The organism is Mitsuaria sp. MSU3D (assembly GCF_056867975.1).
Map to the genome: position 1 here is coordinate 6059861 of NZ_CP200314.1, position 17153 is coordinate 6077013.

Here is a 17153-nt window from a genome sequence, read left to right on the forward strand (position 1 = left end):
ATGATTTGTGCGAAGCCCGCCTTTGTACCGCAAGCCATCGGGCTTTCGGTCCATTCGCGGCGGTTTCTGGGCCCTCACGGCCGCCACGGTCTTGCCGCCGGTGGCAAACTCCGGCGTCATGAAACGCCGCACCGCCTCCTTGCTGTTCGCCGCCGCGCTCGCCGCGGTGTCCGTGACCTCGGTTCACGCCGCCGACGCCGTCTCGGGACCTGGTCCCTATGACGAGCAGGCCGACGCCCGCGCCGACATCAACAAGGCCGTCGCCCGCGCCGCGAAGGACGGCAAGCAGGTGCTGGTGGTCTACGGCGCCAACTGGTGCAAGGACTGCCTGGCGCTGAACAAGGGCTTCGGTGACGGCCACCTCGGCACCGCCGTCGACAAGCGCTTCGTGACGGTCAAGGTCAACGTCGGTCGCTTCGACAAGAACGTCGACGTCGCCAACCAGATGGGCGTGACACTGAAGAAGGGCATCCCGACCGTCGCGGTGCTCGGTGCCGACGGCCAGGTGCTGGGCACGACCAAGGGCGGCGAACTCGCCGACGCGCGCAACATGGGCGAGGACGCCGTGATGAAGGTGCTGGAGTCCCTCGGCAAGAGCTGAATCGGCGCCACGGGATCCATGCATAGGCAGCGATTCCGGGTTCCAGGTTTTGCTGTTGAGTCCTGACCCCCGATAGCGCTCCGGCTATCGGAAGGCCTCCACGAGGCGCGCGTCCCGCAGTGCAGCACGCCCTCAGGCCCCGTGATCAGGGGTCAAGTCTTGCGCGCGAGCTCGAATCCCGGCCCGGGCGCTTGTCTTTTGTGCGGTCATCGCCTAGTTATTGGGCATGGCCAGGCCTCTTCGCATCGAATTCCCCGGCGCCGTCTATCACGTGGCCACACGTGCCGACGCGCCCGTCTTCGCCGACGACGAGGATCGTCAGACGCTGCTCGGGCTCATCGAGCAGGCGGCGGACCGATTCGACGCCCAGGTGCTCGCCTACGGGCTGGGTCGTGAGCACTACGAGTTGCTGCTGTTCACCCGGCAGGCGAATCTCTCCCGACTGATGCGCCATCTGAACGGCGTGTACACCCAGGCGCACAACCGGCGGCATGGGCAGTTCGGACACGTCTTCCAAGGGCGGTTCAAGGCGGTGCTGGTGGATCGCGAGCATCTGTTGCTGGATGCCTGCCGCTACGTGGAGCTGATCGGGCGGCGGTCCGGGTTGGCGTCGTCGCCGACGGCCTGGCGCTGGAGCAGCCTGCAGGCACACGCCGGGCTGGTGACCGCGCCGGACTGGCTCGAGATCGATGGGTTATGGACGAACGTCCTGGGGCGTGTGCCGCAGAACGCGGCCGACCGCCGCAAGGCGGCGCAGCGTTATCAGGCGATCGTGGAGGCCGAGCCCGACCTCGACATCTGGGGCCAGTTGCGGCACCAGATCTTCCTGGGCGACGCGGCCTTCGTTCAGCGCACCGTGCGGCTGAGCGAGCACCCGCCACGCACGCCGCGCCCACGACGCTGGGGCGATTGGCTCAAGGCCAGCGGCAGTCGGGAAGAGGCGCTGTACCGCGCGCATACCGAAGGCGGTCAGTCGATGACTGAACTTGCGCGGGAATTGGGACTTTCGGTGTCGCGAGTCAGCCGGCTCATTGCCGGCCATGAGCGACAGCGCTGAACTTAATGCAGAGCCCTCGCCGGACCGGCCGGGCACGCCGCCACCGACTCATCCAACTCGGCCGCCTCGTTCCAGGCGGCCGTTGTCATTTCGCGAGCGGCGCTCAGCTGATGACAGAGTTCGGCAACGCCCAGTCCGTCGGCTTCGCCTTCCGGCATCGGCAGCGCGGACACTTCACCCGGCAGATCCGCCAGGGCGCCCAGCAGCTGGAACAGCAGTTCCAGATCCGGCGCGGCGTCGGGTGACTGTTGCTGGCGAGCCAGTCCCAGGCTGCGGCACAGGTAGAAGCAGGCATCCGCCGCCTGATCGCACATCGCGTGCGACATCGCCAACTGTTCCAGCGCCTCGGCCCGGGCGGTCTGTGCGGCCGGATCGTCCGAGCGGTCCGCCAACGCGTCCAGCGCGGCGGACGCCGGCGGCACGGCGATGAGATCGTCGTCCTGGGGCAGCAGCGGAGAAGCGGTCTTGGAGTTCGCCATGAGAGTTCAGCTGGGGAACAGCGGTTCAACCAATCAACGACACGAATGCTAGGTAGCTACCGGCAAATGCGCCTCCCACAGCTCGGGGGGAACATCGCCGGCGCAAGCGCCTAGGGAGCCGGATCACGGGAACTTGTCACACTTCGTGACACGAACAGACCGAGCTTACGGCGTTTCATCGCTGATTTGGGTGAATCACTTCCCCTTCCTGGGCCGGCTCCAGCCGGAAATCACCGTTTGTCGGCCCCGCGCCACAGCCAGCTGGCCGGGAGCGACATCCTTCGTGATGGTCGAGCCGCCGCCGATGGTGGCGCCGTCGCCCAGCGTGACCGGCGCGACCAGCACGCAGTTGGAGCCCACGTGCACGTCCGCGCCGATGGTCGTGCGGTGCTTGTTCGCGCCGTCGTAGTTGGCCGTGATGCTGCCGGCGCCGTAGTTGACGCGTTCGCCGACGGTGGCATCGCCCAGGTAGGCCAGGTGGTTGGCCTTGGCGCCCTTGGCCAGCGTCGAGTTCTTCACCTCGACGAAGTTGCCGATGTGGACTTCGGGGCCCAGTTGCGCGCCCGGGCGCAGCCGCGCGAACGGGCCGATGAGCGCGCCCTCGCCGACGCTGGCGCCGGCGGTTTCACCGTCGATGTGGGTGAATTCGTGGATGCGGGCGTTGGCGCCGATCGTGGCGTTGCGGATCACGCAGTTGGCGCCGATGCGCACGCCGTCGCCCAGCGTCACGTGGCCTTCGAAGACGCAATTGACGTCGATCTCGACGTCCTTGCCGCAGTTCAGCGTGCCGCGCAGGTCGAAGCGCGAGGGGTCGGCCAGGCGCACGCCCGCCGTCATCAGCGTCTCCGCCTGGACCAACTGGAAACGTCGCTCCAGCTGCGCCAGTTGCGAGGGGCTGTTGACGCCCAGCACTTCGGTCTCGTCCTGCGTCTTCACGCCGACGACGGAGACGCCCTCCGCCACCGCCATCGCGACGATGTCGGTCAGGTAGTACTCGCCCTGCGCGTTGTTGTTGTTCAACTGACCGACCCAGCGCTTCAGCGCCTCGGTCGGCGCGGCCATGATGCCGGTGTAGCACTCGCGCAGGCGACGCTGCGCGTCGCTGGCGTCCTTGTGCTCGACGATCGCCTTGATCTGCTCGCCGCCATCGCCGCCCCGGACGATGCGACCGTAGCCGGTCGGGTCGGCGTATTCGATGGTCAGCAACACGAGCTTATCGCCGCCGCAGGCCTCGACCAGCGCACGTGTCGTCGCCGTGCTGATCAGCGGCGTATCGCCGCTGAGGATCAGCGTGGTGCCGCCGGCGACCAGCGCCGGGACCGTCTGCTGGATCGCGTGGCCGGTGCCGAGCTGCGGCTCCTGGCGCACGAAGCGCAACCCCTCGCCACCGACGGCCGCCTCGACCTGTTCGGCGCCGTGGCCGGTGATGACGATGCGGGCATCGGCATCCAGCGCGGCGGTGTTGCCGAGCACGTGCTGGAGCAGCGCGCGGCCGGCCAGCTTGTGCAGCACCTTGGGCAGGCCGGACTTCATGCGGGTGCCCTTGCCCGCGGCCATGACGACGATGTTCAGCGACATAAGAAGAATCGCGGTTCCCTGTTGGAGAGACCGCGATTATCGGGGTCGCCCGCGACGAACTTCATGGCGTCGCGGTGACCGGTTGTCGCCACTTGTGGGTGCCGGCCGGCGCCCACGGGCGCAGGCCGTCCTACTTCGACGGCGTCAGCTGCACGCTCACGCGGTGCGGCTCGGGGCGGGTCTGCGGGAAGTCGGTCATCGAGGCCTCGAACAGCGCGCCGAACAGCTCCTTCCCGCCTTCGGTCAAGCCGTCGTTGGAGGCGCGCGCCTCATACAGCGGCTCGTTGGTCTTGCGGTCGCGCAGCAGCATGGCGACCTCGCGGTCGTAGCGGCGCTCCATCATCGGATCCATCGGGTACGAGTAGCCCCAGCGGCTGTAGTACGGCCGCCAGGCCGGGCCGTAGCGCCAGCCCCAGTAGCTGCCGTTCCAGCGCCACCACAGCGGGTCGTCCCACGGCGCGGGGCCGGAGCGGGTGACGCGCGCGCCGAGCGACACGACGATGTCGGCGGCCTTCGGATCGGCGGATTCGGTGAAGCCGGCCTTCAGCAGCGCGCCGCGGGCAGCGTCCTCGAGCGAGGCCTGGTTGGCTTCATTGCGCTGCTGCGACGGCAGCCGCTCGAAGGCGAAGCTGCCGGGCTGACGGCCCGCCGGCCAGCTGCCGAAGGTCTGCGCATCCGCGACCACGGTATTCAGGGCGGCGCAGCCGGCGAGCGACAGTGCGGCCGCGGCGCCCAGGCTCAACAGGGCGACTCGACGATTCAAGGTGAACATGGTGACCTCCAGTCGGATACCGCTCGTGGCCGTCGATCGGGGCAGGCGCCGCTCCCGGTGACGTCCCATGGACGCCTCATCTGACGTCGATGCGAGCGTGACAGTGCAACGATTGTGGCCCGAGCCGGTTGACCCGCGCGTTTGAACTGCGTGACAGGGCGGTAAGCGGCGGGTTTCTCTTCGTTGGAAAGCACGAAGCCCGGCGCGGGGCCGGGCTTCCGAGCGTCCATGACGCGTCATCGCGCCGGGCCGACCTCAGTCGTCGGCGGCCGAGTAGGCCTCGCCCGCGTCGTCGACGGGGGCCGGGACTTGCCCCTTGGCCCCTGGACGGACGAAGTTGACGACACCGGTGGCCGGCGCCGGGGTGCCGCACTGCTCGTCCTCGTCGAAGGCGATGTCGCCGTCGGCGACAGGCGCGCCGGTGGCCTTGATCGTCTGGAACGGGAACAGCTCGCGGTCCATCATGTGCGAGGTGACGATGTTGCCCATCGCGGTGAACATGTTGTCGACGCGGCCCGGGAAGCGCTTGTCCCAGTCCTGCAGCATGGCCTTGACGGTGGCGCGCTGCAGGTTGGGCTGGCTGCCGCAGAGGTTGCACGGAATGATGGGGAACTCGCGGTGCTCGGCCCAGCGCTCGAGGTCGGATTCCTTCACATAGGCCAGCGGTCGGATGACGACGTTCTTGCCGTCGTCGCTGACCAGCTTGGCGGGCATGCCCTTCATGCGGCTGCCGAAGAACATGTTCAGCATCAGCGTGGTGACGATGTCGTCGCGGTGGTGGCCGAGCGCGATCTTGGTCGCGCCCAGCTCGCCCGCCACGCGGTACAGGATGCCGCGACGCAGGCGAGAGCACAGCGAGCAGGTCGTCTTGCCCTCGGGCACGAGTCGCTTGACGATGGAGTAGGTGTCCTGCTCCTCGATGTGGAAGTCCACGCCACGCGACTTCAGGTAGGCGGGCAGGATGTCCTCGGGGAAGCCGGGCTGCTTCTGGTCGAGGTTGACGGCGACGATGCTGAACTTGATCGGCGCGCGGTCGCGCAGGTTGATCAGGATGTCCAGCAGCGAGTAGCTGTCCTTGCCGCCGGACACGCAGACCATGACCTTGTCGCCGTCCTCGATCATGTTGAAGTCGCCGATCGCCTGGCCGACCTGTCGGTGCAGGCGCTTCGAGAGCTTGTTCATCTCGTGCGCGTGCTTCTTGGCCGCGGCATCCGCGGCCGCCAGATCAATGCCTTCGATGGCGGTGGTCGAGTCAGTCATGTTCAGTCCTCAATGTCTTCAATCAAGCAGGGCCCGCTGACCCGGCGTTGCCGGGCCGTCAGGCCCACCCCTTGAGGGGGCGCGCGTGAGCGCGTAGGGGGAGGTCTACCAGGTGCCGCATTCGGCGGAGATCGCGACCTGGCAGTCGGGGAAGATTTCGAGCTTGGTCACCTTGATGCGCACGCCCACCACGCCGGGCAGCTTCATCAGCCGGACGCAGAGCTTGCCCAGCAGGGCCTCGAGCAAATCGGTGTGTTCCGCGGTGCACTCGTCGATGATGATCGTGCGCACACGGCGGTAGTCGAGCACGTGGCCGATGTCGGCGTCGCGCGAGACGATGGTCTGGGCGCCGAGGTTGATCTCGGCGTCGACGAGGATCGGCTGCGGGCCTTCGCGCTCGAAGTCGAGTACGCCGAGGTTGGCGCCGAAGCGCAGCCCGTTGATGTGGATGACCTGGCGGTTGTTGCGGCGCAGCGCCGGCGGCGGCTGCGATTCGCGCAGCGGGCGCAGGAAGGACTCGATCTGCTTGGCCGCGACGACGCCGTCGCCAAGGGCCGTCTGCACGCAGGGATGCTGGCGGCCGCTGGCGTCGCCGGCGACGAACAAGCCCAGCACGCCGAAGCGCGGTTCGTCGCGGAATGGCTGCGACGGCGCGGTGACGCCGGCACGCTGCAACGCATCGGCGACGAGGAGCCAGGCGGACGGCGCCGGTTCGTAGCCGAGCAGCACGGCGACGTGGTCGAAGCGCTCTTCGCCGTAGGCCTTGGACGTGACGGTCACGCCCTCCGGCGAGGCAGTCACGGCGGTCGGCAGGGATTGCGCGGGCCGGCGACGCAGGCCTGGCGCGCCGTCGAGCTGCTGGATCAGGTGACTCTGCGCGCGCCATTCCGAGCGCGACCACAGCGTGACCGCATGACCGCGACCGGCCAGGTACAGGGCGTTCTCGATGGCGTTGTCGCCGCCGCCCAGCAGCAGCACCCTGCCCGGCGTCAGGCGGTCGCGAACGGCGGTCAGCTCGATGGCGTCGAGCACGCGGTCATGGCGATCACGCTCTGGATAAAGCGGCGAGGGATGGCGCGGCGTCAGGCCGGTGGCGAGCAGCAGCGATCGGGCCCGCAGCGGGCGCAGTCCGCCAGTAGCGGCGGGCTCGGCGGTTTCACCGGCCTGCGCGGCGAAGGCGGGACCGCCGTCGAGGTAGAGCGTCCAACCCTGTTCGGCCTGCCAGTCGAGGGTGTTGATGGTCTGGCCCAGCACCGTGTGCACGCCGGGTTGCGCGGTGGCGTGGCGGGCGTAGCGCTCGCCCAGCTCGGCCAGCGATTCGCCGGGCGCGCCGAGCAGCCAATCCTGCTTGTAATCGAGCGGCCGCAGGCTGTCGCACAGGCGCGGGGCGCGCTCGATCAGCGCGACGCTCAAGCCCAGCTGCGTCAGCCAGCTCGCGGCGCTGCAGCCCGCCGGACCGCCGCCGATGATGGCGGCATCGACGAGCGCGGGCAGGCTGGCGGGCAGTCGGTCGGGCGTGGTCTGGGACATGGGAAGGCGGGCGGACAGGCGGCTGGCGGCGGGCGTTGCGATGGCCGCAAGGCGCCGGAGAAAACCGGCGATTATCCCGGATGGGCGCCGGACAGGGTCGCCGGGGGCCTTGCCGCGCCGGGCTCCGCTGCCAAACCTTCCTGTACGCGTTCCACCACCCAGTCGATGAACACCCGCACGCGCGGCATCATCTGGCGCTGCTTCGGGAACATCACGGAGACCGGCATTGGCGGAGGCGGGGTGTCCGGGAGCAGCTCCACGAGATCGCCCGACGCCAGCAGCGACGCGACGCCGAAGCGTGGGCACTGGATGAGCCCCAATCCCTGCAGGCAGCAGGCGCGGTAGGCCGGCGCCGAAGTCACGCAGACCGGGCCGCGCAGCGTGAGCGTCTGCGTCCGGCCCTCGACAAGGAACTCGAACGGCGCGACGCGGCCCGTGGCGCTGGACTGGAAGTTCACCGCCTGATGCTGGCGCAACGCGTCGATGCTCGTCGGCACGCCGTGCGTGGCGAGGTAGTCGCGGCTGGCGCAGGTGATGGACGGCAGGTCCGCGATGCGCCGTGCCACCAGTCCCGACTCCTGCGGCGTGCCGCCGCGCAGCACGCAGTCGACGCCCTCTCGGACCAGATCGACCAGTCGGTCCCCGGTGCCGACGATGAGTTCGATGCCGGGATAACGCCGGCAGAAGTCGCCAAGATGCGGGAACACGAAAGCCGCAGCCAGCCCGGCCTGCAGGTCGACGCGCAGCCGGCCACGCGGTTGCTGCGCGGCCTCGCCGAGCACGGCCTCCGCCTGTTCGACCTCTTCCAGCACGCGGCGGCAGCGCTCGTAGTAGAGGTGACCCTCCGGTGTCGGGCTCACATGGCGCGTCGAACGCGTCAGCAGCCGCGCGCCGAGCCGCTTTTCCAGGGCCTGGACGGCGTAGGTCACGTTGGAGCGCGGCAGGTCCAGCTCCTCGGCGGCGGCGGTGAAGCTGCCGAGGTCCACGATGCGCGTGAACAGGTGCATGGCGTCGATGCGGTCCATGGGCTCTCCGGGCTCAATGCCTCGAATTGTGCAATTCAATTGGACAGTGATGTCGATATTGAGCGATTTATCTGTCGGATCGAAGCGCTCAGCATTCGGGCTTCTTCTTCACCGCACACCAGGAGCCCGACATGACCCGCATCCCGACCACGACGTCCCGCATCGCCCTGATCACGGGCGCCAACCGCGGCATCGGCCGCGCCACCGCCCTCCGGCTCGCCCGCGACGGCTTCGACGTGATCGTGACCTACCGCTCGCACCGCGAAGAGGCCGAGGAGGTCATCCGCGAGATCGGTGCGCTCGGGCGCATCGCGGTGGCGCTGCCGCTGGACGTCTCTCGCGTCCAAGACTTCGGTGCGTTCGTCGACGGTGTCCGCGACGTGCTGGGCAAGACCTGGCACCGCGAGCGATTCGACGTCCTGATCAACAACGGCGGCGTGCAGGTGGCGCAGCCGACGCTGCAGGCGACGCCCGAGGCCTTCGACCAACTGGTCGACGTGCACTTCAAGGGTGTGTTCTTCCTGACGCAGCAGTTGGTGCCGCTGATCGCGAATCCCGGGGCGATCGTCAACATCTCCAGCGGCACCGCGCGCTTCTACGTGCCGGAACGCGCGATCTACAGCGCGGTGAAGGGGGCGGTGGAGGTGCTGTCGCGCTACCTGGCGACCGAGCTGGGACCGCGCGGCATCACGGTGAATGTCATCGCGCCGGGCGCCGTGGCGACCGACTTCAGCGGCGGCCTGCTGCGTTCGAACGAGCAGCTGCAGAAGCACATCGCGTCGCTGACGCCGCTGGGCCGGTTCGGCGTCGCCGAAGACGTCGCCGGCGCGATCGCCGCGCTGGTCAGCGAGGGCAACCGTTTCGTCACCGGGCAGCGGATCGAGGTGTCGGGCGGCGTGCACCTCTGAAGCGGACGAGGCCACTGAGGAGCGGCCTCAGAAGCACTCGTCGAGCAGCAGGTGGAAGTCGAGCTTGCGCAGGTCCGGCTCGACGATGCCGTAGGCGCTGAACAGCGTGTCGCGCAGCGTCGGGCCGAACTCATCGAGGCAGTTCGCCAGGATCGCGAGATCGCGGTAGCGATCCGCGATGCCTGCGCGGCCCAGGTCGATGACGCCGACGACCTCGCCATCCTCGTTCATGAGGATGTTGTCGAGCGAGAAGTCGCCGTGGCTCACCACCGGATCCTCGGAGAGCGGCAGCATCGCACCGAGCGCCTCCCACACCTGTTGCGGCGTCCAGCCCTGACGCGCGTCGTCGAAGTCGTCGGCATCGATGAGGCCGGCGTCGAGGCGCTTCCGGGCGAGGTCGAGCTGCAGTCGGTGATTCGCGTTGAATGGGCAGTTGTGGACCGGCAGGTCGTGCAGCCCGCGAAGGAAGCGACCGACGGCCGTCACGATCGCTGCGGCGCGTGACGGATCGTCGTCGAGCCATTCGTAGACCGTGCGACCGGGGAGGGCGTGCGTCAGCAACCAGGCGGTGCCGTCCGACCACTCGAAATGTTCGACGCCAGGCACCGGCCAACGCTCGGCGAACCACTGCAGGCGGGCGAACTCGTCGGCGATGGCGATCGCCGCATTGCCGTCACCGTGCTTGAGGTAGAGCGCCCGTGCATCGGCCCGATGCAGGCGATGCACGATTGCGCCGGCCTCGCCGACGAGGTTGCGGTGCCAGTCGTAGCCGGCCAGTTTGGTCGCGATGGCGGGTGGCAACTCGGGCGCGCGGCTGGGGACTTCTCTTGGATGGTCGGTCTCGTCGTGGTCAGTCATGAAACGCGATGAGGCGATGAAGACCGCGCGAGTATCGACGGCAGACAATCGCCGCCCATGACGCCTGAAGCCGCTTCCCTTGCTGCTAGCGCCCTGGCGCGCGGCACTCGAAATACACCATGTCCTCCCACTCGTCACGGAGCTGGAAGCTGCGCGTCGAGCGCCCGAACTCGGTGAAGCCGTTGCGGTGCAGGACCTTGATCGAGCCGGCGTTGCCGGCGCGCGCCTTGGCCTCGACGCGGATCAGGCCCAGTTCGCCGAACGCCTTCTCAAGCACGAGGCGCACTGCTTCCTTCGCATGGCCCTTGCCGTTCTCGCTCTCCGCGATGCGGTAGCCGAGCTCGCATGAGTGATAGTGCTTGCGCTTGATCTGGCTCAGGTTGATGCGGCCGATCAGCGCGCCCGCGGTGCCGCGGATCAGGAACTGATGGCCTGTGTCCGCGTCAGCCTCGCGACGCGCGGTCGCGATCGCGGACTCGATGCCACCGTCGGCGTAGTACGACGTGGCCCTCGCATTGATGTGGGCCTCGAAGAACGCGCGGTTGTCGAATTCGAAGCGGCGCAGGTCCGCGAGGTCACGCTCGGAGACGGGATGAAGACTCAGCATGGGCGTCGAGCATAGCGGCGCGTTGGCGGCCGCTCGATCAGCTCAGCTCAGCGTCTCACGCGCTTCCACACCCGCCACCCCAGCAGCACCGCCAGGATCGTCCCGTACACGATGGGCTCGGCGAAGTTGTTCTTCCCCGCGCGCATCCAGATGAAGTGCATCAGCCCGACGATCGCGATCGCGTAGACGAGCTTGTGCAGCATCTGCCAGCGCGCCGCGCCCAGCGCCTTGATCGCCCGGTTGAACGAGGTCGCCGCCAGCGGCACCAGCAGCAGCCACGCGACGAAGCCCATCAGGATGAAGGGCCGCTTGGCGATGTCGCGCAGGATGTCGGCCAGGTCCAGGCTCTTGTCGAGCCAGCCGTAGGCCAGCAGATGCAGGCTCGCGTAGAAGAAGGTGAACAGCCCCAGCATCCGTCGGAAGCGCGCCAGCGCCGGCTGGTTCGTCCAGGTGCGCACCGGCGTCACCGCCAGCGTGATCCACAGGAAACGCAGCGTCCAGTCGCCGAGACCGCGGATCAGCGTCTCCGCGGGATTCGCGCCGAGCAGATCCGGCTGCGCGATCACGCCGAAGACGTACCAGCCCAGCGGCAGCAGGCACAGCACGAACAGCACGACCTTCGCCGCCGGATGCAGCAGCGGATGGCGTTTCGCAGGTGTGCGCCGAGGCGTGGGCGGGGCGGGCTGCGTCCGGGGCGGCGCGGCGGGCGAGGCACTCATGATTGGAGACGCGGCGGTGTCAGTAGTTCTTCTTCAGGTCCATGCCGGCGTAGAGCTGACCGACCTGCGCTTCGTAGCCGTTGAACATCAACGTCGGGCGACGCTTGGCGAAGAGGCCGTCCTCGCCGATGCGGCGCTCGGAGGCCTGGCTCCAGCGCGGGTGGTCGACCTGCGGGTTCACGTTGGAGAAGAAGCCGTACTCCTGCTGCGCCGCCTTGGTCCAGCTGCTCACCGGCTGCTTCTCGACGAAGCGGATCTTGACGATGGACTTGGCCGACTTGAAGCCGTACTTCCACGGCACCACCAGGCGCAGCGGGGCGCCGTTCTGGTTGGGCAGCACCTCGCCGTAGAGGCCGAAGGCCATCAGCGTCAGCGGATGCATCGCCTCGTCCAGGCGCAGGCCTTCGACATAAGGCCAGTCCAGCACGCCCGAGCGCACGCCCGGCATCTGGGCCTTGTCGGCCAGCGTGGTGAACTCGACGTACTTCGCCTTGCCTGTCGGCTCCGCCTTCTTCAGCAGCTCGGCCAGCGAGTAGCCCACCCACGGGATCACCATCGACCAGCCTTCGACGCAACGCAGGCGGTAGACGCGTTCCTCCATCGGCGCGACCTTCAGCAGGTCGTCCAGGCCGAAGCGGCCCGGCTTGGCGCACTCGCCCTCGATGACGACGGACCAGGGCCGGGGCTTGAGGGTGTGCGCGTTCTCGGCGGGGTCGGACTTGTCGGTACCGAACTCGTAGAAGTTGTTGTACGAGGTGACGTCCTTGTAGGCCGTCAGCTTCTCCATCACGGTCGCGCCGGCCACCGTGCTCTTGACGCCCGGCAGCTTCGCCAGCTTGCCGGGGCCGGCGGTCTGCGCGCTCGCCGCGCCGGACATGCCGCTCAGGCCCAGCCCGGTCAGCCCGAGCGCGCCGGCCGACTTCAGCCAGTCGCGGCGGCTGTCGTAGACCTCTCGGGAGGTGATCTCGGAGGACGGGATGCGCTGGCCGTCGCGGGGCTTGTGGAAATGCATGGCGGACCTCGGGGGAAGGAAGGTTCGAACCTTACGCGTTTGGCTGAAGGTTTTCATGAGGGTGCGCTTAAGGCCCCCCGGTTCGAGGCGGCCGCCGCGGTCGTGCCCCATTCCAGATGAAACAGGGCGGCGCCCGGTTCGAACCCGGCGCCGCCCTGTCGAGGGACGAAGGCCTTACAGCGTCCCGTACGAGTGCAGCCCCGACAGGAACATGTTGACCCCCAGGAACGCGAAGGTCGTGACCAGCAGTCCGATCAGCGCCCACCACGCGCCGACCACGCCGCGCAGGCCCTTGATCAGCCGCATGTGCAGCCAGGCCGCGTAGTTCAGCCAGACGATCAGCGCCCAGGTTTCCTTCGGGTCCCAGCTCCAGTAGCCGCCCCAGGCTTCCGCCGCCCAGAACGCGCCCAGGATGGTCGCGATCGTGAAGAAGGCGAAGCCCAGCGCGATCGACTTGTAGGTCAGGTCGTCCAGCACCGGCAGCGCCGGCAGCCGCGCCGTCAGCGGGCCGCGCAGCGCGACGCTGGCCGCCAGGAACACCGCCACGCCGGCCATCTTGCCGGCCCAGCCGTTCAGGCCGGTCGCGATCTCCGGCGAGACGTTCGCGCCGAAGCGGAAGCCCACCAGCACCAGCACCAGCCCCACCGGCACGCCGATCAGGCCGATCACCAGCGCGCGCGGCGTCGCCGTCTTCAGCAGCGTCGCCAGCGCCACCATCGCGGCCATCGCGAAGCTGCCGTAGCCGATGAAGTTCGCCGGGACGTGGATCTTCATCCACCAGCTCTGCAGCGCCGGGACCAGCGGCTGGATCTCGTGGGCCTCGCGCGCCATCGTGTACCAGAGCAGGAAACCGACCGCCGCGCTCACCACCAGCATCACGTACGCACCCAGCGCCCGCGTCGCGAAACGCTGCTCGTAGTACAGGTACATCAGCGTCGTCAGCCAGGTGAAGAGGACGAACACCTCGTACAGGTTGCTGACCGGGATGTGGCCGATGTCGGGCGCGATCTGGTGGCTCTCGAACCAGCGCACCATCGTGCCGATCAGCGCCATGCCCACGGCGCCCCACGCCAGGCGCGTGCCGATCGCCTCCGCCGCGCTGTGGCCCGACTTCTGCAGGAAGCCCAGCCAGTAGAACAGCGTGCTCATCCACACCAGCACGCTCATCCACAGGATCGCGCTCTGGCTGGACAGCATGTACTTCAGGAAGAAGACCTTCTCGCCCGCGGCGAGGTCGGCGCCGAAGCCGTCGGTCTGGCGCAGGTAGAGCTGGATGGCGAAGAGGCTGGCCGCGCCCACGATCAGGCACAGCAGGCGCAGCGGCCGCCAGAACCAGCCCAGCGCGATCAGCGCGGGTGCGGCGCCGGCCAGGATGCCCTTCTCGTAGACATCCATCGACGCGCTGTAGCGGCTGAACGCGAAGCCGGCGCCGATCAGCACCAGCGCCGCGAAGATCCAGTCGAAGGCGTTGCGTCCCTGGAAGTAGCCGCGCTTGCCGATGACCAGCGAGCGTGTCGGGGTCGCCTCGCCGGAACCCGGCAACTGGGACGGCAGTTGCGAGGGCAGGTGGGACGAGTCCGCGGTGGTGGTGTTCATGTCAGGCCTCCTCATGCAGCAGGCGCTGCTTGAGTGATTCGAATTCGACGGGCAGGTCGGCGGTATCGCGGTTGCTGGACAGCGCCATGCGGACGCGGGTCTGTTCGGAGCGGCCGGGCGCGGCTTCCAGCCACAGCCACAGGCGACGTTCCTTGATGTAGAGCATCGCAAACACGCCGATGATCAGCAATACCGCTCCGAGGTAGACCAGGGTCTGCCCCGGCGCGCGCGTCACCTGGAACACGCTGGCCTGCACCTGCTGGAAGTCGTCCAGCTGGATGATGACCGGCGACGGGTAGAACATCGCGTCCGACAGCGACATCACCGACTGCGTCATGAAGGCCTGCGTGGCCTCGCCCGGCTGGGGCGCCGGATGGCCGAGCTGCGCCTCGGCCTGCTTGTGGAGCTCGAACAGGCTGCCGTTGAGGATGCGCAGCAGCACCTCGGACACGCGGGCGCGTTCGGCCTCGGGGACCTCGCGCTCGATGAACTGCGACAGCGCCGGCAGGCCGCCCACCGCCGCGCCCTGCGCGGGCGCGTCGGCCTTCAGGCCCTCGGCGCCGGCGAACAGCGTCAGCGTGCGCAGCGCGGTCGCTTCCAGCTGCGCCTGCATCGCCGGCTTGTCCGGCGGGCTGGCGCCCAGCGCGTACTGCCTGGCCGCCTGCAGCCGCTGCGCCGGATCGGCCAGCCCGCGCCGCAGCGCCAGCCAGCCTTCCATGCTGTCCTTGCCGTCCACGGGGATGCGCAGGTAGCGGAAGCTGTCCGACAGCGTGTCGCGCACGCCGAGCAGGATCACGCGGTGGCCGTCCAGCTCCAGCGGCAGCATGTAGTTGTTGTACTCGCGCGCCTGGCCGCTGGCATCGCGCAGCTTGTAGCTGAACGAAGGGCCGACGTTGCGCAGCGTCTTCTTGCCTTCGAGGTTGGCGCCCGAGCCCAGGTGCTGTTCCAGCCGCCCGACCAGGTCCACCTTGCGCACGTCGGTGCCGTTCTTGTCCTTGCCGTCGTCGGCGAAGTTCTCGACGTTGATGACGCGCAGGCCGGTGAATTCGAGCCCGAACTTCTCGCCGTCCGCCGTCAGCGTCGTCGTGCCGTTGACCTTGCCGTCCAGCGGCGTGTCGTGCGCCGCCTGCAGCGCGCGCAGCTTCAGCTTCAGCGAGGAGCCGCCGTCCTCGAAGCTGCTCTGGTAGAGCGTCACGCCGCGGTAGGTCACCGGTTCGTTGACCTTGACGGTCGCCTTGGTCGACGTGCCGTCGCGGCGGTCGTGCAGGACGACGTCGCTGGCGAACAGCTTGGGCATGCCGGTCGCGTAGTACTCGACGATGAACTTCTTCAGCTCCACGTCGAAGGGCAGGTCCTGCACCACGACGCCGCTGGGCATCGAGATCAGCGCCGTCGACGAGCGGCTGCCCTCGGGGACGTACAGGTTGCCGCGGAAGCTCGGATTGGCCGGCGTCAGGCGGTTGATGTCGGTGACCTGGGTGAGGTCGTCGCCCTGGTAGATCTGCTTGCCCTGCGCCCACATCATGACGCGCACGACCAGATCGCCGTCGAACAGCCCGCCCAGGCAGATCAGCACGATGGCCGAATGCGCCGCCAGGTAGCCGATCTTGTGCGCCGAGCCCTTGCGCGCGCCGATCATGACGCCGCCGTTGCGCACCTGCGCGCGGGCCTTCCAGCCCTCGGCGCTCAGCCACGCGTTGATCTGGCCCAGCGCGGCTTCCGGATTCATGTGCAGGTAACCCAGCGCCTTGTGCTTGAAAGCCTGGATCGACTGCTCGCGCATCGTCTCCTTGTAGGTCTTCAGGTCGCGCAGGATCTTGGGCGTATGGCGCGCAATGCACAGGCTGGTCGACACGACCAGGAAACCCAGCATCAGCAGGAACCACCACGCGCTGTAGACGGTGTACAGGTCGAACTTGCCGAACAGCTCCGACCAGAACGGTCCGAACTGGTTGACGTAGTTGGGCATCGGCTGGCGCTGCTGCACGACGGTGCCGATCACGGAGGCGATGCACAGCACCGTCAGCAGCGCGATGGCGAAGCGCATCGACGCCACCAGCTCCATCGCGTCGTCGAGCGCGACGCGCGCGGCCGCCTGGGCTGTCTGCCTGGAGGGACTCTCGGGGGACTTCTCGGTCATGGCCGGCATTCTCGTTGCGCCCGGCGACGAATCGGGCGAGGGCCGGCAAATGCGAAGGCCGGTGATCGGATCACCGGCCTCGTTCGTCGGAACCTTCCCCGAAAGGTGCGCCCCGCGGGCGATCGCTCAGCGCAGGCCGGCGATGTAGTCCGAGACCGCCTTGATCTCGCGGTCGCTCATCTTGGCGGCGATGGCCAGCATCTGCGGACTGTTCGGGCGGCCGCCGGCGCGGAACGCCGTCAGCTGGGCCTCGGTGTAGTCGCTGTGCTGGCCGCCCAGGCGCGGGTACTGCGCCGGGATGCCGGCGCCGTTCGGGCTGTGACAGCCGGCGCAGGCGGGCACCTGCTTGTCCGCGATGCCGCCCCGGTAGATCTTCTCGCCCAGGGTGATCAGCTCCTTGTTCTTCGCGAAGCCGGGCTTGGAGCCCTTGCTGGCGTAGAACGCGGAGACGTTGCGGATGTCGTCGTCCGTCAGCGGCGCGGCCATGCCCGACATCACCGGGTTCTTGCGCTTGCCCGACTTGAACTCGTGCAGCTGCTTGGCCAGGTAGTCGGCGTGCTGGCCGGCGATGATGGGGTTGGCGGGACTGCCGCGGGTACCGTCGGCCGTATGGCAGGCGGCACAGACTTGCGAACTGATGGCCTGGCCCTTGGTCAGATCGGGCTTGGCCGCCGCAGCGGGTTCATTGGCGTTGGCGGCGCCGGACATCAAAACCATGCTCGACAACAAGAAAGCGGCAGTCTTCATGAATGTTGAGGGTTGGGTGAGCGCAACCGCGGGATCTTACAATGCACCTCTTTAGAGCCCGCGCAGCCCGATGACCGATTCCAACAAGAAACCCGCCCCTGCGGCCCCAGGGAAACCCGCAGGCCGTGGCGCGGGACGCGCGGGAGCATCAAAGAAGAAGCAGGGCCCCGGGAAAACGGGTATGCGCGCGGCCGCCAAGGCCCGCGCGAAGAACGCCGAAAAGGCCAGGGCGCAAGGCCTGCCCCCGCCGGTGAAGAAGGCCGC

At 68.3% G+C, this 17153-nt stretch carries 16 protein-coding genes and 1 pseudogene; 3 read left to right on the forward strand and 14 right to left on the reverse strand.

The window, feature by feature from the left end; translation table 11 throughout:
* The first annotated feature begins 118 nt into the window (after positions 1-118).
* Both AC1VNM_RS26670 and AC1VNM_RS26675 read left to right on the forward strand, forming a co-directional pair.
* Positions 119-601 (forward strand): thioredoxin family protein, encoded by a 483-nt coding sequence (locus tag AC1VNM_RS26670; protein WP_377157532.1) that lies wholly within the window; start codon positions 119-121, stop codon positions 599-601.
* A 226-nt stretch (positions 602-827) separates the two neighbouring features.
* Positions 828-1658 (forward strand): transposase, encoded by an 831-nt coding sequence (locus tag AC1VNM_RS26675; protein ID WP_431101771.1) that lies wholly within the window; start codon positions 828-830, stop codon positions 1656-1658.
* Positions 1659-1660: 2 nt separating this feature from the next.
* Here the strand turns inward: AC1VNM_RS26675 and AC1VNM_RS26680 are convergent, their stop codons facing one another.
* The 7 genes and pseudogenes from AC1VNM_RS26680 to AC1VNM_RS26710 all read right to left on the reverse strand — a co-directional run bounded on the left by AC1VNM_RS26680 (position 1661) and on the right by AC1VNM_RS26710 (position 8302).
* Entirely contained in the window at positions 1661-2137 is a 477-nt protein-coding gene (locus AC1VNM_RS26680) for a hypothetical protein (RefSeq protein WP_377157529.1), read from the reverse strand.
* Between the two features lie 195 nt (positions 2138-2332).
* Entirely contained in the window at positions 2333-3715 is a 1383-nt protein-coding gene (glmU, locus tag AC1VNM_RS26685) for a bifunctional UDP-N-acetylglucosamine diphosphorylase/glucosamine-1-phosphate N-acetyltransferase GlmU (RefSeq protein ID WP_483108916.1), read from the reverse strand.
* A 130-nt stretch (positions 3716-3845) separates the two neighbouring features.
* Entirely contained in the window at positions 3846-4487 is a 642-nt protein-coding gene (locus tag AC1VNM_RS26690) for a DUF4136 domain-containing protein (protein ID WP_377157526.1), read from the reverse strand.
* 255 nt (positions 4488-4742) lie between these two features.
* Positions 4743-5747 carry a tRNA 2-thiocytidine(32) synthetase TtcA gene (gene ttcA, locus AC1VNM_RS26695; RefSeq protein WP_377157524.1) on the reverse strand — a complete coding sequence of 335 codons (1005 nt, stop codon included), beginning with the start codon at positions 5745-5747 and terminating at the stop codon, positions 4743-4745.
* A gap of 105 nt (positions 5748-5852) precedes the next feature.
* The gene (locus AC1VNM_RS26700; RefSeq protein ID WP_377161568.1) at positions 5853-6221 is read right to left on the reverse strand and encodes a dihydroneopterin aldolase; all 369 of its coding nucleotides are present in this window, start codon (positions 6219-6221) and stop codon (positions 5853-5855) included.
* An 87-nt stretch (positions 6222-6308) separates the two neighbouring features.
* Positions 6309-7277: pseudogene (locus AC1VNM_RS26705) on the reverse strand (NAD(P)/FAD-dependent oxidoreductase); the annotation flags it as partial.
* Positions 7278-7348: 71 nt separating this feature from the next.
* Positions 7349-8302: a LysR family transcriptional regulator gene (locus AC1VNM_RS26710; protein ID WP_483108917.1), complete on the reverse strand. Its 954-nt coding sequence runs from the start codon at positions 8300-8302 to the stop codon at positions 7349-7351.
* 131 nt (positions 8303-8433) lie between these two features.
* Here AC1VNM_RS26710 and AC1VNM_RS26715 point away from each other — a divergent pair, with 131 nt between their 5' ends.
* A complete protein-coding gene (locus AC1VNM_RS26715; RefSeq protein WP_377157521.1) occupies positions 8434-9210 on the forward strand; it encodes an SDR family NAD(P)-dependent oxidoreductase in 777 nt (258 codons plus the stop codon).
* Between the two features lie 27 nt (positions 9211-9237).
* On the opposite strand, the gene AC1VNM_RS26720 is transcribed toward AC1VNM_RS26715, so the two are convergent.
* The 7 genes from AC1VNM_RS26720 to AC1VNM_RS26750 all read right to left on the reverse strand — a co-directional run bounded on the left by AC1VNM_RS26720 (position 9238) and on the right by AC1VNM_RS26750 (position 16859).
* Positions 9238-10068: an APH(3') family aminoglycoside O-phosphotransferase gene (locus AC1VNM_RS26720; RefSeq protein WP_483108918.1), complete on the reverse strand. Its 831-nt coding sequence runs from the start codon at positions 10066-10068 to the stop codon at positions 9238-9240.
* Between the two features lie 85 nt (positions 10069-10153).
* Positions 10154-10675 (reverse strand): GNAT family N-acetyltransferase, encoded by a 522-nt coding sequence (locus tag AC1VNM_RS26725; protein ID WP_483108919.1) that lies wholly within the window; start codon positions 10673-10675, stop codon positions 10154-10156.
* 47 nt (positions 10676-10722) lie between these two features.
* Positions 10723-11394 (reverse strand): protein-methionine-sulfoxide reductase heme-binding subunit MsrQ, encoded by a 672-nt coding sequence (locus tag AC1VNM_RS26730; protein ID WP_483108920.1) that lies wholly within the window; start codon positions 11392-11394, stop codon positions 10723-10725.
* A 19-nt stretch (positions 11395-11413) separates the two neighbouring features.
* The gene (gene msrP / locus AC1VNM_RS26735) at positions 11414-12406 is read right to left on the reverse strand and encodes a protein-methionine-sulfoxide reductase catalytic subunit MsrP (protein WP_483108921.1); all 993 of its coding nucleotides are present in this window, start codon (positions 12404-12406) and stop codon (positions 11414-11416) included.
* Between the two features lie 174 nt (positions 12407-12580).
* Positions 12581-14002, reverse strand: a complete 1422-nt coding sequence (ccsB, locus tag AC1VNM_RS26740) for a c-type cytochrome biogenesis protein CcsB (protein WP_377157509.1) — start codon at positions 14000-14002, stop codon at positions 12581-12583.
* A 1-nt stretch (position 14003) separates the two neighbouring features.
* The gene (locus AC1VNM_RS26745) at positions 14004-16142 is read right to left on the reverse strand and encodes a cytochrome c biogenesis protein ResB (protein WP_483108922.1); all 2139 of its coding nucleotides are present in this window, start codon (positions 16140-16142) and stop codon (positions 14004-14006) included.
* A 126-nt stretch (positions 16143-16268) separates the two neighbouring features.
* A complete protein-coding gene (locus AC1VNM_RS26750; RefSeq protein WP_377157507.1) occupies positions 16269-16859 on the reverse strand; it encodes a c-type cytochrome in 591 nt (196 codons plus the stop codon).
* Positions 16860-17153: the final 294 nt, after the last annotated feature.